This is a genomic window from Paenibacillus amylolyticus (assembly GCF_003719335.1).
In the GTDB taxonomy this organism is placed as follows: Bacteria; Bacillota; Bacilli; order Paenibacillales; family Paenibacillaceae; genus Paenibacillus; species Paenibacillus amylolyticus_D.
The window spans coordinates 124,443-149,427 of sequence record NZ_RIAS01000012.1 but is presented as its reverse complement, the minus strand read 5'-3'; the positions used below and the strand labels follow the sequence as shown (position 1 = coordinate 149,427).

25 protein-coding genes are annotated in these 24,985 nt (G+C 46.2%); 18 read left to right on the top strand and 7 right to left on the bottom strand.

The genetic code is table 11. The features are described 5' to 3' along the window. Nucleotides 1-46: 46 nt before the first annotated feature. Nucleotides 47-919 (top strand): phosphotransferase, encoded by an 873-nt coding sequence (locus tag EC604_RS20550; protein WP_123065928.1) that lies wholly within the window; start codon nt 47-49, stop codon nt 917-919. Nucleotides 920-936: 17 nt separating this feature from the next. On the opposite strand, the gene EC604_RS20545 is transcribed toward EC604_RS20550, so the two are convergent. After that, nucleotides 937-1,143: a hypothetical protein gene (locus EC604_RS20545; RefSeq protein ID WP_123065927.1), complete on the bottom strand. Its 207-nt coding sequence runs from the start codon at nt 1,141-1,143 to the stop codon at nt 937-939. A gap of 395 nt (nt 1,144-1,538) precedes the next feature. On the opposite strand from EC604_RS20545, the gene EC604_RS20540 reads away from it, so the two are divergent. The 6 genes from EC604_RS20540 to EC604_RS20515 all read left to right on the top strand — a co-directional run bounded on the left by EC604_RS20540 (nt 1,539) and on the right by EC604_RS20515 (nt 7,635). Further along, nucleotides 1,539-3,179 carry a copper amine oxidase N-terminal domain-containing protein gene (locus tag EC604_RS20540; RefSeq protein WP_123065988.1) on the top strand — a complete coding sequence of 547 codons (1,641 nt, stop codon included), beginning with the start codon at nt 1,539-1,541 and terminating at the stop codon, nt 3,177-3,179. A 239-nt stretch (nt 3,180-3,418) separates the two neighbouring features. Further along, a complete protein-coding gene (locus tag EC604_RS20535) occupies nt 3,419-3,871 on the top strand; it encodes a disulfide oxidoreductase (RefSeq protein WP_123065926.1) in 453 nt (150 codons plus the stop codon). A gap of 68 nt (nt 3,872-3,939) precedes the next feature. After that, nucleotides 3,940-4,383 (top strand): FixH family protein, encoded by a 444-nt coding sequence (locus EC604_RS20530; RefSeq protein WP_123065925.1) that lies wholly within the window; start codon nt 3,940-3,942, stop codon nt 4,381-4,383. Nucleotides 4,384-4,470: 87 nt separating this feature from the next. Then, nucleotides 4,471-5,967: a lipase gene (locus EC604_RS20525; RefSeq protein WP_123065924.1), complete on the top strand. Its 1,497-nt coding sequence runs from the start codon at nt 4,471-4,473 to the stop codon at nt 5,965-5,967. Between the two features lie 33 nt (nt 5,968-6,000). Next, on the top strand, nt 6,001-6,393 hold the full coding sequence (locus EC604_RS20520) for a MerR family transcriptional regulator (RefSeq protein ID WP_345789275.1): 393 nt from the start codon (nt 6,001-6,003) through the stop codon (nt 6,391-6,393). Nucleotides 6,394-6,573: 180 nt separating this feature from the next. Next, entirely contained in the window at nt 6,574-7,635 is a 1,062-nt protein-coding gene (locus tag EC604_RS20515) for a serine hydrolase domain-containing protein (RefSeq protein WP_123065922.1), read from the top strand. Between the two features lie 79 nt (nt 7,636-7,714). Here EC604_RS20515 and EC604_RS20510 read toward each other — a convergent pair whose 3' ends face one another. The 4 genes from EC604_RS20510 to EC604_RS20495 form a co-directional block, all read right to left on the bottom strand. Then, the gene (locus EC604_RS20510) at nt 7,715-8,392 is read right to left on the bottom strand and encodes a succinylglutamate desuccinylase/aspartoacylase family protein (protein ID WP_123065921.1); all 678 of its coding nucleotides are present in this window, start codon (nt 8,390-8,392) and stop codon (nt 7,715-7,717) included. Between the two features lie 107 nt (nt 8,393-8,499). Further along, nucleotides 8,500-9,468, bottom strand: a complete 969-nt coding sequence (locus EC604_RS20505) for an ABC transporter ATP-binding protein (RefSeq protein WP_123065987.1) — start codon at nt 9,466-9,468, stop codon at nt 8,500-8,502. Between the two features lie 63 nt (nt 9,469-9,531). Beyond that, nucleotides 9,532-10,332, bottom strand: a complete 801-nt coding sequence (locus EC604_RS20500) for an ABC transporter permease (RefSeq protein ID WP_123065920.1) — start codon at nt 10,330-10,332, stop codon at nt 9,532-9,534. After that, entirely contained in the window at nt 10,329-11,105 is a 777-nt protein-coding gene (locus EC604_RS20495; protein WP_123065919.1) for an ABC transporter permease, read from the bottom strand. The genes EC604_RS20500 and EC604_RS20495 overlap by 4 nt, the downstream gene beginning before the upstream one ends. A 303-nt stretch (nt 11,106-11,408) precedes the next feature. Here EC604_RS20495 and EC604_RS20490 point away from each other — a divergent pair, with 303 nt between their 5' ends. The 10 genes from EC604_RS20490 (at nt 11,409) to EC604_RS20445 (ending at nt 20,649) form a co-directional block, all read left to right on the top strand. Next, complete coding sequence (locus EC604_RS20490) at nt 11,409-12,251, top strand: DegV family protein (protein WP_123065918.1); 843 nt, start codon at nt 11,409-11,411, stop codon at nt 12,249-12,251. 194 nt (nt 12,252-12,445) lie between these two features. Next, nucleotides 12,446-13,162 carry a response regulator transcription factor gene (locus tag EC604_RS20485; RefSeq protein WP_123065917.1) on the top strand — a complete coding sequence of 239 codons (717 nt, stop codon included), beginning with the start codon at nt 12,446-12,448 and terminating at the stop codon, nt 13,160-13,162. A 2-nt stretch (nt 13,163-13,164) separates the two neighbouring features. Further along, complete coding sequence (locus tag EC604_RS20480) at nt 13,165-14,103, top strand: sensor histidine kinase (protein WP_123065986.1); 939 nt, start codon at nt 13,165-13,167, stop codon at nt 14,101-14,103. A 193-nt stretch (nt 14,104-14,296) separates the two neighbouring features. Then, nucleotides 14,297-15,220, top strand: coding sequence for an ABC transporter ATP-binding protein (locus EC604_RS20475; RefSeq protein WP_123065916.1), 924 nt, complete (start codon nt 14,297-14,299; stop codon nt 15,218-15,220). Further along, a complete protein-coding gene (locus tag EC604_RS20470) occupies nt 15,210-15,920 on the top strand; it encodes an ABC transporter permease (RefSeq protein WP_161556994.1) in 711 nt (236 codons plus the stop codon). Before EC604_RS20475 ends, EC604_RS20470 begins: the two co-directional genes overlap by 11 nt. 117 nt (nt 15,921-16,037) lie before the next feature. After that, the gene (gene thiD, locus EC604_RS20465) at nt 16,038-16,850 is read left to right on the top strand and encodes a bifunctional hydroxymethylpyrimidine kinase/phosphomethylpyrimidine kinase (protein ID WP_090924296.1); all 813 of its coding nucleotides are present in this window, start codon (nt 16,038-16,040) and stop codon (nt 16,848-16,850) included. A gap of 290 nt (nt 16,851-17,140) precedes the next feature. Then, entirely contained in the window at nt 17,141-17,821 is a 681-nt protein-coding gene (locus EC604_RS20460) for a response regulator transcription factor (protein WP_123065914.1), read from the top strand. Continuing rightward, nucleotides 17,818-19,581 (top strand): sensor histidine kinase, encoded by a 1,764-nt coding sequence (locus EC604_RS20455; RefSeq protein WP_123065913.1) that lies wholly within the window; start codon nt 17,818-17,820, stop codon nt 19,579-19,581. Before EC604_RS20460 ends, EC604_RS20455 begins: the two co-directional genes overlap by 4 nt. A gap of 21 nt (nt 19,582-19,602) precedes the next feature. Next, nucleotides 19,603-20,148 (top strand): CDP-diacylglycerol--serine O-phosphatidyltransferase, encoded by a 546-nt coding sequence (gene pssA, locus EC604_RS20450; protein WP_123065912.1) that lies wholly within the window; start codon nt 19,603-19,605, stop codon nt 20,146-20,148. A 15-nt stretch (nt 20,149-20,163) separates the two neighbouring features. Further along, nucleotides 20,164-20,649: a DedA family protein gene (locus EC604_RS20445; RefSeq protein WP_123065911.1), complete on the top strand. Its 486-nt coding sequence runs from the start codon at nt 20,164-20,166 to the stop codon at nt 20,647-20,649. 1,070 nt (nt 20,650-21,719) lie between these two features. Here EC604_RS20445 and EC604_RS20440 read toward each other — a convergent pair. Further along, on the bottom strand, nt 21,720-22,382 hold the full coding sequence (locus EC604_RS20440; protein ID WP_430538813.1) for a transcriptional regulator: 663 nt from the start codon (nt 22,380-22,382) through the stop codon (nt 21,720-21,722). A gap of 366 nt (nt 22,383-22,748) precedes the next feature. Further along, the gene (locus tag EC604_RS20435) at nt 22,749-23,939 is read right to left on the bottom strand and encodes a cation:proton antiporter (RefSeq protein ID WP_123065910.1); all 1,191 of its coding nucleotides are present in this window, start codon (nt 23,937-23,939) and stop codon (nt 22,749-22,751) included. Nucleotides 23,940-24,323: 384 nt separating this feature from the next. On the opposite strand from EC604_RS20435, the gene EC604_RS20430 reads away from it, so the two are divergent. Next, nucleotides 24,324-24,908 carry a DUF420 domain-containing protein gene (locus EC604_RS20430; protein WP_429352182.1) on the top strand — a complete coding sequence of 195 codons (585 nt, stop codon included), beginning with the start codon at nt 24,324-24,326 and terminating at the stop codon, nt 24,906-24,908. Nucleotides 24,909-24,985 lie beyond the last annotated feature (77 nt).

The following is a 24,985-nucleotide window of genomic DNA, read 5'->3' as shown; positions in this document are numbered from 1 at the left end:
CAGGGGAAGCATCTTGTTTGAGTTTCATAATCAAGGAGGGAAAGAGATGGATCATCGCATTATTGAAGAGTTTTATGATATTGGTCGGATACAGCGCGTGGAAGTGATGAAACAGGGGACGAGCTCTGAAGCAAAATGCATTGATTCTTCAGCAGGTCAATTTGTGTTGCGTAAACTTAGAGATGAGCAGCAGGCTGTAAACGAAGAGAGACTTCACCACGTTCTGTCATTGCAAAACATCTCTCCAGCAATGGTGATTGCGCGGAATGGGTTGTCCTATGTTCATTTGAATAATGAAATTTATAATTTGCAGTACTATGTGGAAGAAACGGTACCATACGATCAGGCAGCCATCCATTTTGTTGAATTTGGTAACATGCTTGCTCGCTTCCACCATACTGCTCACAAGCTTGAAATCGTTGATCAGCCGGATCGCTTTGCTTTATCTCTACTATGGTCACAAGTCTGTGATGAGGTCAGGGGATCTTCGTTAGCTATCGTTGGCTCACTTGAGGGGCATGTAGAGCAATGTACAGAATACGTCGTGAGAAATGATAGCATGATTCATGGTGATCTGGGTGTGTGGAATATGTTATTTATGAAGCAAAAGGCGCTTTTGATCGATTTTGGAGAGGTGAGAAGAGGTGATCCGCATTTTGATGTGGCTGCTGCGCTTACCTCAATGATCCCTGCAACGGCAGGAGCGAATGAGTGTTTCTTGATGCTGGAAGAAGTAATGAAAGGGTATGCCGAGGCCGGGGCATTGCTCACAAGAGAACGGTTGTATGAACAAATTCACCTTTGGATGCTGCGCGGCTGGCTGGCATTGATAAGGGAGAGGGGAGTCACCTCCCCGATGGTGCAGTACATTGAGCGAGGCATGCGAAGAGTTGCCGTATTCAAAGAAATATTGCTTTAGTATGCAGTGAATCAGGATCAATTGTACAAATACATTACAAACCCGCCTATGCCCAATACCACTGCGCCGACGTATACATATGTAAGTTTGCTCAGATTTTGCCGTGTACGGCGATCATATTCGGGGTTACTGATGCGATTGGCTTTCGAATTCCCGATGATAAGTGTAGCAATTCCGCCGAATAAGGCGATACCGATAACCAATGCATAAGGCAGCCAAGTCATGAGTTGACCTCCTTTTCCAGTCGATGGAGAGCGTTTACTCTATTGTATCTCAGGTTTACTCGCAATGTAAGCTATTATTGAGAAATATAGGAAATTTATGTGATCTGAATTTGAAGGATATACATGCACATGTAGACGGAAGAATGAATTAAATCTATACGGTATATTGCAGTTTGAGTTGTGTGTTTTAGACTCGGATCACTAGAATTTTAAATTTTTTTAGAATAAAAAAACATAGATGTATCAAGCATTTGCGGCTTTCTTTATCGAAAGCTGTAATTTTTTTTGCCTGCAAAGTGATCCAGAATCGAGGACCGTGCGTTACACCCTATGAAGACAATGACAAAGAAACAAACGAAACAAAAACATACTTAAGGAGTGACTCACCAATGAAGATGAAAATGAAAACATTTATTGCCCCTGTACTTAGCTTGTCGCTGTTAATGCCAGGAATCGCGGGAGCGGCTGCAGCACCCCAGACGTCCACTTCCATGACCATGATGAAAGCATCCGTGAACACCCCTGCGGCTGACCTGAGAGCGAACCTGGATCATCTGTTGTCTGAGCACTTTGCTCTGGCGGTAACAGCTATGGCGAAAGCTTATGATGGAGCCAAAGATGCAGATGCAGCCTACAAAGCACTCGACCAGAATGCACTGGATATGCAACCGGCAATTGCTTCCCTCTACGGTGAAGCGGGTGCCAAAGAATTCGAACGTATCTTCCGCGCACATAACAAATATACCGACGATCTGGTGAAAGCAACCAAGATGGGCAACCAGGCTGGCATCAAGCAAGCTCAGAATAACATCAACGGATTTGTGGATGAATTCTCCACATTCCTGAGCACGGCTACAGAAGGTGAATTGCCGAAAGACGCAGCAAAACAAGCATTGAAAGTGCATGAAGACCTCGTGCAAAAAGTATTTGATGAGTATGTAGCCGGAGATTACACGGATGCTTACAAAGCGTATCGTGAGGGTTTCAAGGAAATGTTTGACGTAAGTAAAGCACTTTCCACTGCGATTACTACACAAATGCCTGAGAAATTTAACAACACCAAAGCGGATACCAAAGCAGCTGACTTGAGATCTGCACTCAACCACTTGGCTTCGGAACACTTTGCGCTTTCCGCTCTGCAGATGCAAGAGCAGTATGATGGACGTACAGCAGCATCGAATGCCCTTGTCACAGCAGAAGCTGGAAATACTGCGGATTTCAAGGCAGCCATCGCTTCCATTTACGGTAATGAAGGAGCCAATGCGTTCGAGAAAATCTGGGTGACTAACCACGTCAACGCTCAAAGTGACTATGTCAAAGCGGTAAAAGATAATGATGCGACTGCGCGTGCAGCCGTGCAAAAACGGATCGACGGATTTACAACGGAGTTTGCTACATTCCTGGATTCCGCAACAGCGGGCAACCTGCCGAAATCAGCAGCACAACAAGCGCTGACGACGCATGAAAACCAAGTGCAAAAAGTGCTGGATCAATATGCAGCAGGCAACTATGATGCTTCTTACACGACGAATCGTGAAGGCTTCAAAGTGATGTTCGGGGTAGGTCAAGCGCTGGGTAATGCCATTGTGACTCAATTCAACGACAAGTTCCAAGAAGCAACACCAACAATGCCTGCACCAACGCCAGCGCCAGATATGACAACCGTCTGGATGAAGCTGAACAGCAAAATGCTGAAAATTAACGATAAAACAACCAACATGGACACCACACCTGTGCTTTGGAAAAATACAACATACATCCCGCTGCGTTTCCTAAGTGAAGGCATTGGAGCAACGGTGAAATGGGACAAAAAAGCACAGCAAGTTACCGTTATGGCTGGTGATGATACACTTGTATTCTGGGTAAACAACACGGTCATGGAAGTGAACGGTATGAAGAAAAACGTTGGTTCTACCGTGTTTGTTAACAAAGATGGACGTACACAAGTACCGCTGCGTTTCATTGCTGAATTGCTGCAATGGAATGTGGATTGGGCTAAGAAAGATGGTTCCATTACGCTGACCAAAGCAATGTAAGGCAAACGTAACGCAATTATCAACGCTGTGCGCCAATACACTTTATAAGTTGATATAATTAATCTCACATGCATACCCAAAAAAGCTGCCCATGTGGCAGCTTTTTTATATTCGCCTGAAAGAGCAAATATTTGGTATAATTAACCGCGTAATCAATTACATAAGCATTCAAATAACTCAAGGAATACAAACTATTGTTCAACTATTCAAAATGAACAATGAAAGAGGAGGACAGAGGTATGAGTGCAACATCCAATTCAGAGAAGCCCGCACGGAGTGTAGATACCCGATTATTTATTGCCTGGGCTGTGTCTGTTATCGCAACTTTGGGAAGTCTTTATTTAAGTGAGATTAAGCAGTTTCTGCCATGTGATCTGTGCTGGTTCCAGCGCATCTTTATGTATCCGCTAACGATTCTGCTTGGTATTGCGTACTTTAAGGATGACGTGGGGATTGCCAAGTACGTGCTTCCGCTCAGCTTTATCGGGGGTGGCATTTCCTTGTATCACGTAACGATTCAACGGATCTTCGCGGCTACGGGCAACGCAGTGGCATGCGGTAAGGTGCCATGTTACACCGATTATTTGAACTGGTTTGGTTTTATCACGATTCCATTGCTGGCTCTGATCGCATTTATCATGATTATCGTGATGCTGTGGGGCATCGGCAAAACGCCTAAATCTTCTATCTAACTGTTCTTCTTAAATCTTTTATCTATGTTTTCTTTTTAAATCTTTATACTCAGAAAGGACTAACAGTGATGAAGGGACAAGCTCGCTGGTTTACGCCTTTGCTCATACTGATTTTTATTCTGAATGGCTGCTCTTACACGGAGCAGTCTGCCTCAGGCGAGATGCCGGAGATGATTCGAGTGAAGCTCATGATGCCGGATCAGGTGAAGGTGAACGAAGAAGTCGCTTTACAGATCAAACTAACCCAGGGGGAGAAACCTGTAGATGATGCCGATCATGTACAATTCCAAATCTGGAACGAAGAGAACGAACCTGCGGCACCATCCATCGAAGAAGGCATGATGAACGCCGATGAGCTTGAGGCACGCGGGGCAGTGAAGGCTAGCTCTGTGGGAGATGGCATCTATGAAGTTAAGCACACATTTCAGGAGCCGGGGGTGTACGTTGTCCAGGCACATGTAACCTCAGGTGCAATGCACACCATGCCGCGTACGAAGGTAACAGTCAAATAATTTTATTATTCTCGATTTCAATCCTTGACCTTGAAGTATACTTCAAGGTTTATTGTTGTTGTATCAACAACGTTTGGAGGAAAAATCATGAAGATATTTGAATGGATTTTCGTGCTAGTAACGATAGTGGGGGCGCTGGGTTTACCGTTTTATACGAAAAGACGAAAGCTTGCGGTAGGCATGCTTAGTGCCTTAGTTACCGCATTTCTGCTACATGCGATCATGGATTCAGTACGGGTGATGTTACTACCGTCTTATATTGTCGCGCTCATTCTATTTATCCTGTTAATGATTCAATTGATTAAATGGACTCGTAGCGCTGGAAGCATAGCACCGGAAATACATAAGAAGAAGTCGAGAGGACGTGCCTGGATGCATGGACTGTTCATCCTTCTTCTTGCTGCTTTCTCGGGCATTGGATCAGGAGTGCTTACGAGTTACTTCCCGGCATTTACCATGCCCGAGCCAACGGGGCAATTTGCCATCGGTACATTTTCACAACAGATCGTAGATGAATCTCGTGAGGAGACTCTTTCGCCTGAAGCCGGGGACAAGCGGGAACTGATGATTAATGTGTGGTATCCGGTAGACCCGGAAGTTGCAAAAGGCATTAAACCGGAGTCATACCCTGCTGAATTGGGGGAAGCGATCAGTCTGGTGTTTGGCATCCCGTCTCAAGTGTTCAGTTACCTAGATACGATACCGACACATGTGGTCAAAGGTGCAGCGATGTCTAATGCAAGCAGTTCTTATCCAGTTGTCCTGTTTTCTCCCGGTGTCCGTTCAGCTCGTTTTCAAAGTATGACGGCGGTGGAAGAACTAGTCAGCCACGGTTATATTGTTGTAGGGATGGATCATCCGTATACGTCGGCTAGAGTAACTTTTCCAGATGGACATAAGGTCTCTTACGATGCCGGGCCTGAATTCGCAACATCCGAAGAAGTGTATCAATATAATGTGCAGGGCGTAGGCATTCGTGCAGCAGATGCACGTTTTGTACTCGACACGCTGGAACAGTGGAATGTGAATGATCCGAATCAGGTGCTGGAGGGCAGACTGGATCTGAACCACACGGGCATTATGGGACATTCCTACGGCGGGGCAACAACAGCAGAAGCACTCGCACAGGATGAACGTTTTCATGCAGGACTCAGCCTGGAAGGTGGATTTTGGGGCAGTGTTTCCAAATCGTCGCTGAAACAACCTTTTATGTACATCATGTCTGGAAAGACAGCCAAAAGCTTGGGGCCAAATCCTACTGAGCATGAAAAGTTATTCTATCCGGAGTTTGAACCCGATCTGGAACATGTAATGAAGAACAGTCTGAATGATACCTATTATCTGACCGTGGATGGATTTTTCCATCAAAGCTTTACCGATATTGCGTTAATCTCACCGCGTTTGTTTGCCAAGAATATGTCTGCGGAGCATAATATCGATATTACCAGAAGTTACGCACTCGCCTTCTTTGATCGTTATCTGAAGGGTGAAGCGCAGCCTCTACTGCAAGGAAGTTCGGCGAAATTTCCCGAAGCATCTTATGATCATGAATATACAAAGATACGTAACGAACAAGCGCAATGAGTCAGCTGGAAAGGAGAGAACGTTGTGCAGACCATGACAAGAGGCCAATTAGCCAAAAAGACGGGAGTAAGTATGGCTACGCTTCGTTATTATGAGGACAGCGGCATACTGCCCGCTCCGCATCGATCCTCCAACGGATACCGCGAGTACACCGAGGATTATCTGGTCAAAGTCAAGTTCATTAAGGGTGCACAGACGCTCGGTTATTCGCTAAAAGCAATAAAGGAAACGCTGGAGCTGCTAAGTAATGAGGATATGGAAAAAGAGACGTTGAAAACACTTGTACGTGAACGGATCACCGACATTCAACAGCACATTGAACATCTGGAGCAGATGCAAAAACAGCTGGCCGGATTGTTGCTTGTACCTGAGGACGAAATCGATAGTTATATCCAGTCCTTTAGAGTAGAGAAAAAAGAGCCGTAGAGCCGTAATCACGGCTCTTTTTCTATTTTTTAAGAGCAGACAAACGTTTATCTACGAGCAGGAAATGACGGAGGCAAATCGAATATAACGAGTAATTTGTTTCATTTTTCCATATCAGGTTTCTTAACGTAATCACCGTATGGAATACTAGATACACACCAGAGAGGAGCATAATGCTTGATGAGGGATATACAAGGTTTTGTTTCTGATTATATTAAAGGTAAAAAACATCTTCATCTTGAGATTGGCATCGTTACCAAGGAAGATATCGAGTATCATTCATTCGGCAATCCGCCAAAGCAGAATATAGTTGCTCCTGAACACAGGTTATTTGAAATCGGCTCTCTGACCAAAGTGTTCACAAGTATGCTTCTACTAGAATTAGAACATCAACAACGGCTTTCTGCCGATGACACAGCCAGCAAGTACATACACCTGGGCAAAAACGATTATTTGAAAAAAATTACGCTCAAACATTTGGCGACGCATACGTCTGGATTACCCAGATTAGCACCTAATTTGTCTTCGAAAAAAAATCGATACAATCCGTATTCCAGATATACGGAGCAAGATTTGCTTGCCTTTTTAGCGGATGCTGATTACACGGAGCAGATCGGTAAATTTGAATACTCTAATACCGGTATGGGGTTATTAGGATACATCTTATGTAAAGTAACAGACAGAACATATGACGATCTACTGAAAAAATATATCACAACCCCATTACATATGATGGAAACTGCCGCCCTTCTGAATACAGAACAGAACAGTCGATTGGTGAATGGACATACATCAACGGGAAAAGTCATGCCTCACTGGGATCTGAATGGAGTACACGATGGAGCGGGAGCAATCAAGTCATCTGTTCACGATATGAGTTTATTTGTACAAGCCAATCTCAATGAAGAACACCCGCTAGCCTCTGCCATGCAACAAAGTCACGTACCTATTCGAATCGGAGAATCAGAGCTTTATTTCGGGTGGCAAGAGGATACGGCATTGGATCAAAATATTTTGTGGCATAACGGCGGTACCTTTGGTGCTACCAGCTATTTAGCTATAAACAAGGAGCAGGGCGTAGGTGTCGTATTATTATCCAATTACTGTTTTGGATCAGCCGATCGTGTGGATGAATATCTGGATGCGATCTACAAGTTTTTGACGAAAAAAGATCTGTATCCGCTCACGTTCCTTGAGCCTGTAGGCAAGGATTTACTGGAATTCGTGATGCGGAATCATTGATACAAAAATCACCACCTCCAGTGCACCCCAAGATGTCAATCATCGGGTTATGCAATGGAGGTGGTTTTTGTTTTTTCGCTCAAGTCATATCTGCTTCACGTAGAAAATAATGCACAATCTCCGTCTGGTACTTGATTCGTACAGCGCGTTTCAGACTCCAGCACGTTTCCACGGTGACAGACTTCGCATGCAGCAATCTTGAAGCCGCTGTCCGAGCGGAGCCCGGTAACTCATGCCGCTTCAGATTAAAATGATGCTTGCCCACCGGTATAGATCGGTTCATGCGTTCAATCACCCTGCGGCAGATCGGCACGCTGGAGCTGCCGGGGTTGGTGATCAGCGTTTGTCCAAGCACGCGTGGACTAAGCTGTGACAGACCATTTGCCTCGTGTAGATCGAGCCACCAGTCAGGGTGATGCTCGCGTGCAAGCTTGAACACGGCGGCTGCCAGTGGATGCTTCGATCTTCCTGACTTGCGGCGAGGAAAGGTACGATTCAGATCAGGTTTGCCTCTGATTTTTTTGGCATAAGCCTGCTGGTTGACTCTTGGCACAATAATCAAGGTTCCGCGATGGATCACACGCCGCCCTGCGGCACAATCATCGGCAAGCTTCTGTGCAGCGGCCATACTCGCGGTTTCATTGCCGTGAACTCCAGATGTAATCATCATGACGGGTCCGGGATTCGTTCCGCGTACGATGTAATAAGGCGTAGCATAGGGACTGGGTGCAGCAAGAACATGTCTGGTCACAAGCATGACCCTCACCTCCGTTACTACAGTACGTCCTGTCCCTCTCTCCTGTAACGGCATTAGAACAGCCCTATAACCCGTTTCACTATAAGATAGGCCAACCCCTGGACGAATCAATAGACTTTGTGTATAACATCCTCGAAGTCGGGTTCCTTCATCTCAATATCGTCAATCTCTCCCCACTGCTCCAGCTCCTTCAAAATGTCCATCGTACGCCATTCCTTCCGGTTCACCAGTGCCGTCAGCACCTGATTGTCCATACGTGTAACCTGAATGGCGGAAGGCAAAGCATCTGGCAGTTTAACCCTTCCACGGAAGGCGACACGGATCAATGTAGGCAAACCGATCGTATCTCGAAGGGAGGCGATGGTTCCGTCATAGGTCAGTTGTCCGTGGTTAATGACCATGACTCGGTTGCATAGCTGTTCGATATCATCCATGTCGTGGGTAGTGAGCAGAATCGTTTTGCCAAACTCTTCATTTAATGTGCGCAGAAACCGGCGAATATTTCGCTTCGCATTCACGTCCAGTCCGATGGTGGGTTCATCGAGAAAAAGCAGCTCTGGATCATGCAGCATAGACGCTGCCAGATCGGCCCGCATGCGCTGCCCAAGAGAGAGCTTGCGAACCGGGGTCGCCCAGAAGGATTCAAGATCCAGCAGTTCAGCGAACTGGGACAGTCGTTTCTTTTTGACATCCGAACTCACACCGTACATTTCTGCCAAAATATCATACGAATCCTTTACGGGTAAGTCCCACCAGAGCTGACTTCGCTGTCCGAACACAACGCCGAGCTTGGCAACCGTTTTACGCCGTTCCTCATGAGGATTCATCCCGCCAAGCACAACCTCACCCGCTGTCGGGTGAAGAATGCCTGTCAGCATTTTAATCGTGGTGGATTTGCCAGCCCCATTGGGACCAATGTAACCAACAAATTCCCCTTGCCTAATATCAAAGCTGATATCACGTACCGCTTCTTTGGTTACATACTGGCGTGAAAACAAGGTACGTACCCCTGAGAAGCGGCCTTCCCGCACGACAGGGGTTTTGAATTGCTTTTGCAGGTTGCGTGCTGTAATCATATTCATGTGTATTTCGCCTCCTCCGTTAATGTGTAAATAAATCGTTCAATGTATATAACTTCTCTAACTGCCCGTACTTTGGTATTTGGTCATGCCGAACGTCCAGAACCGCAAACTGGCAGCTAAACATATCACCGCTACCGCAGCAATGACGGCCAACACCCAAGCGCCGCCTTCACCGCGCAACAGGTAGAGAGAGGGGATGTAATTTACAAATCCGACGGGAATGGCAGTCAGCAACAGACTGGACATCCATTTGGGATAGAGGGTGAGCGGGTATTGAGCCGCAGTGCGAGCTGCATCCTCTGTGATGACTTGCAACTCTTCAATACGTGTCGTCCAGAAACCAAGAGTCGCTGTAGCGAGTCCGATGGAAAAAAGAATGATGGCTCCAGTCACAATGACAAACAGGGAGAACGGAACAACCGTCCAGCCGATCTGCCCGCTGTGCATCATCCCCGCAAGCGACCAGCACAGAATGAATCCGCCTTGAAGTACTTCACCAATCATGATGCGGAAGTTCTGCGGCATCAGCGCAAGCAGGACAGGCATAGGTCGTGTCAGCAGTTGATCCAGCTCACCGCCCACCAAATATTTTTCCAGATGATGTACTTCATTGCCGAATGTGCGATACAGCGTTTTGGATAATGTCATAATCGCAAAAAGATAGCCGATCTCATGTAATGACCAGCCCTTGATCGCCCCAAATTTGTGCAGTACCAATGCGACCATCAGAAATTCGGAGATTTGAATAAGTGCGGCCAGGATGGCTCCCAGCACGAAGTTAAACTTGTACTGCATCCGGCTGCGGATGCTGGTTCGAATGAGTATTTTATATAAGTGGAACCACGAGATAAGTTTCATCCTCCCTGCACCTCCACTTTACGGCGTAACACTTGGGTAAGGGCAAGACAGATTAACGTCATGACTACACACCAAAGCAAGGTTCCCCATAACAAGGAGCCATCTTCAAAACCAAGATAAATTCGGGTAGGGACGTAAAGCAGAAATGGATAAGGCGACAGCCAGGCTAGTTGTTCCAGCCATTTCGGCAGCCATTCCAGCGGGATAAAGAAACCGGCCATCAGGTTCATCAGGGCATGATTGGCCCAGTGCAACCAGGACGATTCCGTAGTCCACATGGATGTGACACCGATAATATAGTTCATGCAGATGGACAAGTACGCTGCGCCGGCAAGTGCAAGTGCGGCATAACCTAAAGTCCAGGCCTCTGAAGGCCATTTCAGGGAAAAAACGATAGAGTAGAGAAGATAGATCGGAAGGCTTTTGTACACGAACTGGTAGGCGATCTGCCCCCATTCCCGTGCCACCAGGTGAGAGAACAGATGTACCGGACGCATGAGATCCAGTGCGATCTGCCCTGTCCTGACACTGAGCGGAATACCGAGTCCGTTCGTCAGGAAGCCTGAAATCCAGAGTGATGCTTGCGTGAATGCAATGTAACTGATCATCCCCTGAACTCCGTATTCTCCGAGCTGGTGGTCGGCCCCGATGCCGATCCAGAGACAAGCATACATGTAGCCAAACATGGCGCTTGCCAGGTTATGTACCATGTGTGCCCCGCGATATTGCAGGTTTCGGGCGTAGGCTTTGGAAGCGAGCGTAAGATAAAGCATATGACACCTCCGATAAGTGGATTGAACGGCGGACCCGTTCACTTCAGTCAAGGCGAAAAAGAGAGAAGGACAACAGCATACCAATTTATTCCTTCACAGGCAAGACATTTTTTTAGAGAATAATGGAAGGTAAGGGATTGTTCATGAATGCGCCACAAGACAGGCAGGGAAGAAATCCTTTATAATGAAGAGGTAAGATCGCAAACGTTTACAATTGTGTTTATTCAAATTTAAAATACCGGCCGGACTTGTGCTTGACGTGTAGGATACAGAACGAATAATCCGGCAAGAGAGAAGGATGTCATGAAGAAAATTGCATGGGTCACCGATAGCACCAGTACACTGGATTCCGCTTTTGCAGAGCAAAATCACATCTACATCGTGCCGCTGCGCATTGTATTTGGCGAGGAATGTTACCGGGAAACCGAAGAAATCTCGCCCGATACATTTTATGAGAAATTGGCAACTTCATCGCGCGCCAGCAGTTCACAACCGCCGATTGGCGAGTTTATCGAACTGTATGAATCCATTAAGGATCAGTATGATGAGATTATAACGATTCATTGCTCCACGGCACTTAGCGGAACGCTCCATACCTCGATGCAGGCAGCGGAGATGGCAGGCGTGACGGTTACCGCAATTGATTCAAGGGCAGGAGCCTATCCTCTTCGCGAGATGATTATGCAAGGTCTGGAATGGCAGAAACAGGGATGTTCCGCTGCCGAGATTAAACATCACATCGAACAGATGATTGATAACATGTCATTTTATCTGATTCCTGCGAGTCTGCAAAATCTTCATCGAAGCGGTCGTGTGACCGGGACGCAACTGATCATCAGCCAACTGCTCAAAATACACTTGTTGCTTCGATTCGAAGAGGGCAAAGTGGTGGTGAATGAGAAGATTCGGACGTTCAAACGTACTAAAGAGCGCATGCTTGAGATGCTGAAAAAGGACATGGAGAAAGTGAAACATGTGTGCATCATGCATGCAAACAATCAAGACGAAGCCCATAGTATCAAACAGCAGATCGCGGAGCTGCTTCCACGTTTGAAAACAGAGATCATGCCATTTATTCCGGTGGTGAGCATTCATGCCGGTGCCGGTACAATCGGATTGTGCTGGATTCGGGGTGAACATGCATAGCTACAGGACAACTGTTGATCCAAATTACATCGTTTTGTGAACGAACCAACGCATCATAAATTACGTCATATAAACCTGATGAAGCACACTTGAACCCGAAGTGCCTGCTTGGTCAGGTTTTTTTGAACTGTCATTGCCAATTTCATCAGATTGTGAGGTAATGAAGGTAATTGTTTTTAACCGGAGGGGAGTTTATGTCAAGTCATCGCTTGCTGCTTGTGGAAGACGATCGTTCGATTAGTGAGATGGTTGGTCCTTATTTGGAAAAAGAGGGCTTTGACCTTACATATGCCTATGACGGTCTGGAGGCCGAACGGTTGTTCAACGAGGCGAAGCCTGGTTTTGACCTGATTATTCTTGATCTGATGCTGCCTCATCGCAGCGGGATGGATGTCCTGCAAACCATTCGCGCGAGAAGTCTGGTGCCCGTGCTCATTCTATCTGCAAAAGATGGGGACGTGGACAAAGCACTGGGTCTTGGATTTGGAGCTGACGATTACCTGAGCAAACCGTTCTCGCTGATTGAGCTGACGGCCCGCATCAAAGCGGCTATCCGCCGTGCCAATTACACCGCTCAGCCTGCGGAAGAAGAGGCACACGACCACAGGATCATTCTCGGCGGACTTGTGGTGGATATGGAAACGTATGAGGTAGAGCGTGAAGGAGAGCCAATCAAATTAACGTCCAAGGAATTTGGCATTTTAAAATTGTTTGTAACCCATCCCGGTAAAGTGTTCACCAAGGCTCAGATTTATGCGTCCGTCTGGAATGATCACTATTATGGCGATGAAAATATTATCAACGTACATATGCGCCGCTTGCGAGAAAAGCTGGAAGTTGATCCTTCTGCTCCGCGTTACATTAAAACGTTATGGGGCATCGGATATAAACTGGAGGCAGAGCCGGTATGATTATGATGCTGTGGTTGCTTGCTGTATCTACGATACTGCTTGCATGTGCTGTTATTGCGCTTGGATTAAAGCTTCGTAAACGAAGTACGCATCTAACTTATATCCACAATAAAGTGTCGGGCATTCTCGAGCAGGGCACGTTTGAACGTCTGCTTGTATTTGATAGTGATGCACAGGTAAGCCGGCTCTTAAACGACATGAACCGGTTGCTTGAACACGCCCATCTGGCCAAAGCAGATTATGCCAACCAGGAGAAAGAAATGCGTCATATGCTCTCTAACATTTCACATGATTTGAAGACCCCGCTTACGGTTGTACTCGGGTACAGTGAAACGTTATTGCACAGTGCTTCTCTGACCGATGAGGAGCGGACAGTAATGACGGAGAAAATACAGGATAAAGCACAGGAAGTGCTGCGTTTGATGCATTCTTTTTTTGATCTCGCCAAGCTTGAATCAGGAGACCGTAGGCTGGAACTGAGCCGGGTGAACATCAGTGAGCTGTGCCGTGTCAAAATGTTATCGTTTTACGAATTGCTTACAAAGCTCGGGTTACAAGTGGAATTGGACATTCCGGAGCAGGATGTGTTCGTTCGCGCAAACGAAGAGGCACTGGATCGCGTGCTGGACAACCTGATTACCAATGCGATGAAATATGGCGCCGATGGCAAGGAACTCGGAATATCTATACTGAACAGAGAAGGAGAGCCCTTTACTGTGCAGGTATGGGATCGCGGAAAGGGCATTCCGGAACAAGAGCACAGTCGTGTCTTTGAACGAATGTACACGCTGGAAGATTCCCGTAATCGGATGTATCAGGGAAGCGGTCTCGGTCTGACCATCACGAAACGACTCGTTGAACGCATGGGTGGACGTATCGAAGTACATAGTGTGCCACATCAGCGGACGGTGTTTTCTTTTACGTTGGAAGAAATGTTGTAGGGCTGTAAAGACTGGACTATTCCAAGTTGACGGTTATTCGTATCCAGGTCATTTCCCACCAATGTGTCCGTGTCAGTCAACACGCATTCCAACTTAAGGTTTTTGTAAGATTTGATTAATAAAAAAGCAGACTTTTTTCTTTACAATACAGATATAAGCACCCGAGCAGGGGGACGTAAAGGAGAATGACCAGATGAGTTATATTGCACGGACCATAAATCTCACCAAGGTGTACGAAGGAACAGAGGTCGTATCCGGCGTTAACATGAATATTAAGCAAGGCGAAATCTATGGATTTTTAGGGCCAAACGGAGCAGGGAAAACAACATTAATGAAAATGTTAACCAACCTTGTTAAACCTACAGCGGGTGAGATCGAACTCTTCGGCGAAAAGCTAAACCCTGACTCTTATGAGTTATTGAAACGAATGGGCAGTATTATCGAGTATCCCTTTTTCTATGACAAACTGTCTGCGTGGGAAAATCTGGATCTGCACTGTGAGTATATGGGGTTCACGAGCAAACAGATGATTGCAAAACATATGGAAATGGTCGGCTTGAAGGATGCGGGCAAAAAACCTGTGAAGGACTTCTCTCTCGGTATGAAGCAGCGGCTTGGGCTGGCTCGTGCACTGATTACAACACCCGAGTTGTTAATTCTGGATGAACCGATCAATGGACTTGATCCGGTCGGTATCAAAGAGATGCGCGATCTCTTCAAACGATTAAGCACAGAATATCGCATCACTATGCTGATCTCCAGTCACATTCTGGGTGAAGTCGAGCAGGTTGCGGACACGATTGGCATCATTCGCGAGGGAAGGCTTGTCGAAGAAGTATCCATGGAGAGCATCCGTCGCAGTCATACCGATTATATTGAAGTACAGGCTGCAGATCCTAAGAAGGCTGCCTACGTCGTAGAACATTTGTTGCATCTGAGCAACTATAAGCTGTTCGATGAGCAGACGCTACGTGTCTATGATTCGGATATAACGGCTTCCGATCTTAACAGCAAGTTGGTTCAGCACGGGGTTGCGGTGGAGTCGATTTCTAAACGTTCGCACTCCTTGGAAGAGCACTTCATGGGTCTGATGAAAGGGGCTGATGATGTTGCTTAAACTCATTCGTCTGGAATGGCGCAAGCATCGCTTTGCCCGGAATTTTGTGGGTGCGGGTATCGCCAATATCAGCATTCTTCTATTTATGATCATGATTGGTGTCACAGATCTGGGAGCTGAAGATTATGCCTTGGCCGATTACCACGGGGCCTTTATGCTAATTGATACATTTTCCAGGGCAGTGTTTATCATATTTGCAGGTTCATTGATATCCAAATTGATCATTAGCGAGTATAGGGACAAAACGATGAATGTGATGTTTACCTACCCGATTAAACGGCATAAAATCATTGCTGCGAAGTTAACGTTAGTCTTTATTTTTACGTTTGTGATGATTATGTTTACAGACATTTTAATGGGGGTGCTCTTGCTCACGGCCAATCAGTATTATGGTTTTATTACCGAGCCGCTGGGATTAGCAGCTTTGGGGCAACTGGTGCTTAAATACACCATCAGTTCGCTTTCTGCAGCTGCCATGGCTCTGATTCCTCTATTCTTCGGTATGCGCAAGCACTCGGTGACGGCTACAATGGTTGCTTCCATTTTCCTTGTTCTCATCGTATGCTCGGGTTTCAGCGGTTCCAGTGGACCTACAATGTCGGTCAATAACATCATCGTAATTCCGTTGACCTTGGGTGCAATCGGCTTATGGATCGCTGCACTTTCCATGACACGGTTGGAAACCAAAGATTTGAATTAAGACAGGATCTCTTTTGTGCTGAAAAGCATGCCACGTATGGCCTCACATGCCATTGACATCCGCTCGTACAAGGGATAGGATAGTGTCAACTGAAACACGAAGGAGAATAGAACGACCATGACGATTCCAAAAACATTAACAATCGCTGGCTCGGATACGAGCGGTGGCGCAGGCATTCAAGCTGATTTGAAAACATTCCAGGAACTGGGCGTATACGGCATGACCGTATTAACAACGGTTGTTTCCATGGAACCTGAGACATGGGATCACCAGGTCTTTCCTGTAGAATTAAATGTGGTCGAAGCTCAGCTTCGCACCGTGCTGGACGGTATTGGTTTTGACGCGATGAAGACAGGCATGCTCGGTTCAGTGGATATCATTGAGCTTGTTGCCAAACATATTCGCCGTAGCGGTCTGCCACAGATCGTGATCGATCCAGTTATGGTGTGCAAAGGTACGGATGAGGTGCTACAGCCGGAAAACACCGAAGCCATGATCGAATTTTTGCTTCCAGGTGCAGATCTTGTAACGCCTAATCTGTTCGAAGCTTCCCAACTGGCGAAGAGTGGTCCAATTCGTTCGAAAGAGCAGATGGAAGCTGCGGCAGCCACAATTCACGCGCATGGTGCCAAACATGTCCTGATTAAAGATCGCGGTGTAATTAACCCGGGTAAAGCCATGGACTTGCTCTATGACGGAACCAATTATGATTGGTTCGAAGCTGATGTTGTCGGTTCCGGTTACACCCATGGTGCAGGATGCACAACATCTGCGGCTGTTACTGCTGGCTTGGCTCGTGGACTTTCCGTGAAAGAGGCTGTACGTGAAGGGAAAGCTTTCGTAACCAAAGCGATTGCCGGCGGGTTCCCGTTGAACCGCTTCGTTGGCCCTACACTACATGTGGCACATCGTTTGGAGCACCAACGTTAATCAGCGTTTGGAATGCACTTGTCCAGAATAGGACGGGCTTCATCAGAGCGCATAATTTTGATGAGCATATCCCGAATTTCATCTCAGGAGCGGTCAACGAACAGTAGTATCTGTTGGCTGCTTCTTTTTTTGCGTATTTTGATAAAAAATAGTAACTTTTGGTATATATTAATCGTATATATGATGGAGCTGTTTCTGAATATAAATGGATTTATATGGATGAATCAGGACACATGAACGACACATGGAGCAGGTATGTTATCCATAGAAATAAAGAAGGAGAGTCGGTCATGATCAGAACCGTGCTTCTGGTAGAAGACGAAAGCCGCATTCGTGAGATTGTGGCCGATTATTTTATAAAAGAACAATGGAATGTGATTGAAGCCGAGGATGGCGTGCAGGCGCTGGAACAACTAGCTTTACATGAGGTAGACCTGGTCATTCTGGATGTATTGATGCCTGAAATGGACGGATGGACATTATGCGGGCATATTCGCTCCACTTCTACCGTACCTATTATCATGCTCACCGCTAAGTCTGAGGATGATGATAAGATCCACGGATTTCAATTAGGTGTAGACGATTATGTCACGAAGCCATTCAGCCCTCGGGTTTTGGTTGCACGAGCGGACACACTCATGAAACGAGTGGAAGGTGCGATGGGGCGAGAGCAGGGTTTGATTCGCTTTGGCGATGTAACTCTCGACCCTTGGGCCAGACGTTTGGAGAGAAGCGGGATTGAGGTGGAGCTTGCACCTAAAGAATATGATCTGCTACTCTATCTGGCTCGCAATGCTGGCATTGTCTTATCCAGAGAAGCCATATTAAATCGGGTATGGGGATTTGATTTTGAAGGGGATTCCCGTGTGGTGGATACGCATATCAAAAAACTTCGCAGCAAACTGGGCGATGAGGCGAAGTGCATTCGTACTGTTATTGGTACGGGGTATCGTTTTGAGGCAGAGGCATGAGAAGAAATGGCGTAACGATGAAGCTGTTTCTGGTCATGGCCGGATTTGTGGTCTTGCTATATGGGACAACGGTGCTTGCCCAGCTGATCTGGTTCCCCGATTTCTACCAGCATCAGAAGATTACCAGTATGAAAAAGAAACTGTCCAAGTTCGAACAGCAGTATTCGGCCAGTCGCTGGAGCGATTTGCAGCTTGCCAAGGAAACGGGCAGGTTCATGAGACAAAATCAGTCTCATCTCGTCATTTTGACGAACACAGGCAAGTTGGTGGATGATCCCTTTCACGTCACGCTACTCCAGGAGGACGGCAAACGTGTGAAGGTGTCCCTGTCACTATTCATCAATAGTGAAAATGCAGGCTGGATCAGGTCTCATCTCAAATTTGGACAAAAGCTGACCGTAAAAGGACCATCCAGCGTTGAGGAGAAACCAGAACCTATGGTGTATCCATTTAAAATTCAGGATGGGGCTTCTGCTGCATGGGGCACAGAAACTTTTCAGGAATCACTGCTACCCGTCCAGGAATGGACGGGGGTGCTAACGGAAGTTGTGCTGCCTGATCTTGCTACGTGGAGCCAAAGGCAAGGACTTCTCGTGCAGGCTCTCGAAAGTCGATTCCCCTTGTCGTCAGAAGATCAGCAGATGTTGTCTAGCGGGAAGATGATTAATGAAGAGTGGATGGACAGCTGGAGTGGTGTTCGTAACGTCATTACGATTGCTCCCGTGCACCGTGCCGGAGCGGAGCAACAGTTGATTTTCTCACTGACCTCACTACAGGAGATGAGGGAAGCCAACGAGGCAACACGATTATTCTATGGATATTTCGGTATAGGCGCGTTTGTACTGATTCTTTTGCTCGCACTGTTATTGTCCCGAATTATAACCAAGCCATTGCTCGCTCTAAATCATGTGGCGAAGAAGATGTCTACGCTCGATTTTACAGTGAAGTCTCCGATTCGGCGTAAGGACGAGATCGGTAGTCTTTCCGAGAGTCTGAATGCCTTATCAGGTACACTTGGTAAAACATTGGAGGAACTCAAGCAGGCCAATGACCAGATGCGTACCGATATGGAGATGAAGCAGCAGATTGAACAGCGTCAGCGCAAATTTTTTGCCGATGCCTCTCATGAACTCAAGACACCTATAAGCATTATCAAGGGATATTCTGAAGGACTAAAAGACGGTGTCAGTGAAAACAAGCGGGAGCGCTACATTGAGGTCATTGTTGACGAAGCGATCAAGATGGAAACAATGGTTGAAGAAATGCTGGATCTGGTCAGACTTGAATCTGCCGCGATCCAATTGAATACCGGAGCAATCGCTTTGGCTGATATGATTGAAGATATTGCTGGGCGCCTTGGGCCTCAGTTAAAAGATAAAGGACTTGAAGTGGTGCTTGTATCCACGACGGAGCAGACCATTGAAGGGGATCGAAGCAAGCTTGAGCAAGTATTTTACAATATCATGATGAATGCTATACGTCACGCGGTTCCGCAAACCGATATAATGATTGAGATTAACAGACATGAAGGTTGTGTTCACGTTACAATCGAGAATAAAGGTGAGCACATCGCGGAAGAGGAACGGCAATATATATGGGAGAGGTTCTACCGTGTAGAGCGCTCGCGCAATCGTAAAATGGGAGGGACCGGGCTAGGCCTGGCCATTGCAAAACAGATCCTGGATCTGCACGGATGTGGTTATGGTGTGGAGAATACACCGGATGGCGTACGTTTTTATATTACATTTCCTAAAGCCTAGTATGAAAGGAAGTTAAATTTTATGAAGTCTTTACCATCCATTTTAACCTTGGGGAATTTAAGTTCGGGGATGCTCGCGGTCATTATGGCGATTCATGGGGAATTTGCACTGGCTGTGACGATGATATGGGTAGCGATGTTTTTTGATTTGTTTGATGGATATGCAGCACGCAAGCTTCATTGTGAAGGGGAATTTGGCAAGGCGCTGGATTCACTCGCTGATGTTGTGTCCTTCGGTACAGCGCCTGTACTGATTCTTTACCTGAATTCGATGACAGAAGTGGGTATGCTTGGTATGGCGTTGACCGCCCTGTTCCCGGTATGTGGAGCACTTCGTCTTGCAAGATATAACTGCCAGAAAACACCGGTTAGCGGTTTTGTCGGAATGCCGATTACATTTGCAGGTGGACTGATGTCGTTCTTCGCTCTATGGAGCCCTTATTTTAATCATGCTGTAGCCTATCTTGTTATTGTGGTATTATCCGGTCTCATGGTTAGTCAAATCCGTTTCCCTTCATTGAAGCAAATACTGCCCTCTCATGAGAAGGATATTGTGGAACCGAAATAAGGAGCGAGTCAAGTTATGGAATTTGCTAAAGAAATTATTAGTCAATATGGGTATTTCGCAATATATGGTTTACTCGCTCTTGGTGTTATTGGGCTACCGATTCCGGATGAGGTGTTGATGACCTTTGTCGGTTATCTCGCCTCGATATCCGTTCTGGATTATTCCGTATCCATCGCTGTCTGCTTTGGCGGGGCGTTTACGGGAGGCATACTGAGTTATACGATTGGCCGCAAAGCCGGCAGGCCCCTATTCGACAGATATGGTAAATGGATTGGGGTTAATGCCAAGCGATTTAGCAGGGTAGAAACGTGGTTTCTCAAATATGGGTCCTGGTCCGTTATTCTGGGTTACTTCATCCCAGGAGTGCGGAATCTAATGTGCTGTTTCTCCGGCATGAGCCGCATGAGGATGGGAAGATATGCTATTATTTCAGGAATCGGTGCATTTGTTTGGTGCGTTGTGTTTATCTCGATTGGTTTCTATGTGGGTGTGTTAACCTAGGTTGGACATGCCAAATAGCAGGCGGAGAGACGGGGTATATAAAAGGGTACTTATAATCAGTGAATCCCCTGAAGGGTGCACGCCCCGGCAACAATAAACGGTTGAGAAGCGACTCAGCAAAACGGATAAATAATGCAACTTAGAATGGAAGACCTCTTCGTGTGTAAGGTGGTCTTTTTTTGTTGTTGCTAACCGAAAAAACATACCCAACCCAACCCTACCCAACCCAACCCAACCCAACCCAACCCAACTCAGTGGTGGAGCAAGTATGTGTAAACTACTTAAAAACCATACAACCAATACTCCAACATTTCTAACGATCACAGATGAGCTTATTTGCACGATTTTGAGCTCTTTGAAATTCTAACGATCACCAGGGAGCTTATTTCAGCAAAAACACATAAAGTAGGCCTGTTTTCACATCAAATGACCGAAATAAGCTCTCCTGAGATCGTTAGAAAATAAAAAGGTACGATATACGCCAAATAGCGTCTCTGGTGATCGTTAGAAAATTTCTGCTCATAAGTTTCGCGCAAGACTACGGCCGGTTCATCATCCACAGCTAAAAAACTTTGAAATGATGTGTAGCCATCAGAGACCATGGCCAACTGAGCCACTATGGAATCACATTTAGATGTAGACGTGGAGAGCAGGATATCGGGAGCACTAATACCTCAGCACATTGCTAAGAAACGTTCACACATAATGAGACACGTCTAACGTGACACAGTAGAGAACCATTTACTCATAAATCAGCCACGAGCAAGTAATCATTAACATAAACCTAAATACTGCGATGCCACATCCACTATTAGTTGCTGCGGAATCAAACGCAATCGTTACACGATGGAATAACGTTCGCCACATGCGTCTAATAACTAAACCACGAAACAACGCTCGCCAAGCGCGTCCCAATACTACACACGCTATGGAATAACGTCTGCTAAACACGCCTAACCACCGCACCACGGAACTGCTTTCACTATGTCTACGTGACACGTGCTAAAACTGCACGCAGGAAATCCGACTGCGTAGCCGAGCCACATCCGAGCCACAAGCACTTGCTCATTTTACGCTCGTAGAGCATAAGTGCGATATCGCTGATTGCCGCTCGCGACATATATTATTTGTTGATCCAACAGGCTGCGGAGAACCCTTCTCGTATGTACGTCAGAGATACGCAGATGTGTTGCCAATTCCAAAGGTGTAAACGGACGTATTATACGTCTCGCATACCGTACGGCCTCAGCATCCAACCAGTTCAGGGCGGCGGGCGCATCTGAAGCCATAAATTTACCCATAAATGCTAGCACCAGTTGCTGACACTGTTTTGGCTCGTCTTTAATGGAGAGATAGGCAATCGGCAGGAAAAGCCAGTCTTCCAGTGTTAGGAGACAATGTCGCCAGCATAGATCTTTGAAACGTCTCACATCAAGATCTCGAGCATGAGGCCCGTAACCCTGAATCTCAATACCACCCTTCACACCATTCCCTGGTAAGTAGGCAAGATCCAAGTAACGATAGCCGTTGTGAAAATCTCGAACTTCCCATTCGGGATGTAAGTGGTTGAAATTTTTCATCACGGGGAACCAGACGGAACGCAAAAATTCCAATGTACCGTGTTCAAGCCCATGTTCAATCCGCGATCGAACGCGGGGGTTGGTTTCTTTTGCGAGTAGCACTTTGATCCATTCTTCATATGCCTCATCAAAATTTTGAATTATTGTACTCATGGCATGAAAACCTCCTAGAAAAGTTAGAGAAAAAATGTAAAAAGCCGCTCTATCCATTTCCATCATCCTCATAGGAAGAGTAGAAAATGAACAAAGCGGCGTGTGCTTCACGACCAATTAGGTGCTATGACAGTAGCAGGCCCAGTCAAAAGGCTGAGCATCCAGATGACTCTAAATTCGGTGTCTCACACAAGTATAGCTCACACCAAGTATCAAGGGCAACGCTTATACAAATTAAATGATTTAGCCACAAATCATACGATCTGTATATCAAACTTGCATTCAGGAATATCACCATTTTTGGGGAATCCTATGCCTGACACAAGTAGGATTTCACAGGTTAATATCTTTCACGTACCGTGCACCTCACCCGTTCAGATGAGAATCCTCAATCCCTTGTTCTACACGTTGTTCACCTTTTTTACGGGCAAACGTGATTTTGAGCAGTGGTGGTGTGACCAGTGTGGTGACGATGACCATAATGATAACGCTGGTAAAATATTCAGCATCAAGTAAACCTGATGCAAGTCCAGTCGAGGCAATAATAAGCGCAACTTCCCCTCTGGAGATCATGCCTGCCCCGATGGCAATTGAAGAAGAACGATCAAAACCAGTCAAACGGGCTCCTGCCCCGCCGCCAAGAAGCTTGGTGACAACAGCAACGATGCTGATGACGATGATCAAGCCAATCTGTGAGCCTACGCCTTCAAAAGTTACATTCAGTCCAATGCTAACGAAGAAAACAGGTACAAATATACTGTACGCGATCGGTTCCACCTTTTGCTCCACTTCATGCTTGAATCCAGTTTGAGAAATTGCGATGCCTGCCGCAAATGCACCGATAATACCTGCAACACCCATCCATTCTGCAAAATAAGAGAAGCCAAAGCAGACGATAAGTCCTGCTGTAATGACCGTTTCTGTAACCCGCAGCGGAGCCATCCATTTCATGATTCGTGGTACAAGCAGCCAGCTTGCTGCAATGATGATGACGAAGAACAACAGCTTTTTACCAATAAGCCAGCCAATGGAAACATCACCGCCACCTGTTCCGAGTACACTCATCATGACAGCGAGCAGTACAACGACGAGCACATCATCCACTACCGCTGCTCCCAGAATGGTGGTACCCTCACGTGAACCAAGCTGGTTCATATCCTTCAAGGTTTGCACGGAAATGCTTACCGAGGTGGCACAGAATAACAGGCCGAAGAACAGCGCGTGTGTCTGGGACATCCCAAAAGCTATTGCCGAACCATACCCTCCGATAAAAGGTAAAATGACTCCGCCCACCGCCACAGCGAAAGCGGCCTTCCAGTTTTTCTTTAATTGCTCCAGGTCGGTTTCCAGACCGGCGATGAACATAAGCAGTAATACCCCGATCTCGGCCATATAATGCACAAAATCGCTTTTATCCACCCAGCCTAGCAGGGCAGGCCCAATGACAACACCCACAATAAGTTTACCCAGCACCGATGGCTGGCCTAACCGAACGGAGAGATCACCGGCCAGTTTGGTGAAAATCAAAATAAGGGCAAGAACTAAAATAAATTCCACAGATGGTTTCTCCTCTCTGATTGCGGCAACCTTAGAATATCCTTTCCAAGGGAAAACATCCCTGTTCCACCCAATTTGAACAAACAAAAGGCACGGAACAACGATAACAAGTTACCGTTCCATGCCTGTAAAAGACAAAGAGGGGCCCTTGGTGACAGGCTCCTCCATAGTCGACGCGTATGTGATTAAGTGCATTAATTATACCACAGTTTAAGACTCGGGTAAAATCATACTCGCTCGAAGAGGCATGAAAACATCCTAAAACGGGCATTTATACGTAAGGACAACCTGTTTTTGTTCAGAGTGTTGTCACTTAACAGCCCTGATTTGCCGCGATATAATGATATAGAACACAGAAAGTTAGGATATGAGGAGGATTTTGCATTGGCTAAAAAGGACAGAGGGAATCTGAACACATCATCGAATCAGATCACCCCGACCAGTAATAAAAATTTTGCAGGTATCATTATTACCATCTCCATTCTTGCTAACGTTATCATCTTGTTATTGTTTTTCGCACCCTCGATTGGCTACAAAGGTGAGGTTACGTTCGACATCACCGTGTTGCCACGCTTTAATGCCGTGTTTAACAGCTTCACCTTTATCTTTTTGCTGGCTGCGCTGATTGCCATTATCAAACGTAACGTCAAGCTGCATAAACGCTTTATTTTGGCAGCATTTTCAACCACGTTGCTGTTCCTGGTGACGTATCTGACGTTTCATTATCTGTCTCCGGAAACATCCAAGTTTGGTGGCGAAGGTATTGTTCGTTCGATCTACTTCTTTATTTTGATCACACACAGCATTCTGGCTGCCCTGATTGTGCCACTTGCGCTCTTTACGCTCGTATGGGGCTGGACAAACCAGTTGCAGAAACACCGGAAAATCGCACGCTGGACGATGCCAATCTGGTTGTATGTCAGTTCTACAGGTGTAGTTGTTTATTTGATGATGGCACCGTATTATTGATTTTTGAGTTCTTTTATACCATGAAGGACTCGTATGATGAATATTTTAAAACTGAGCTGAAATGAATGAGCTTAGAA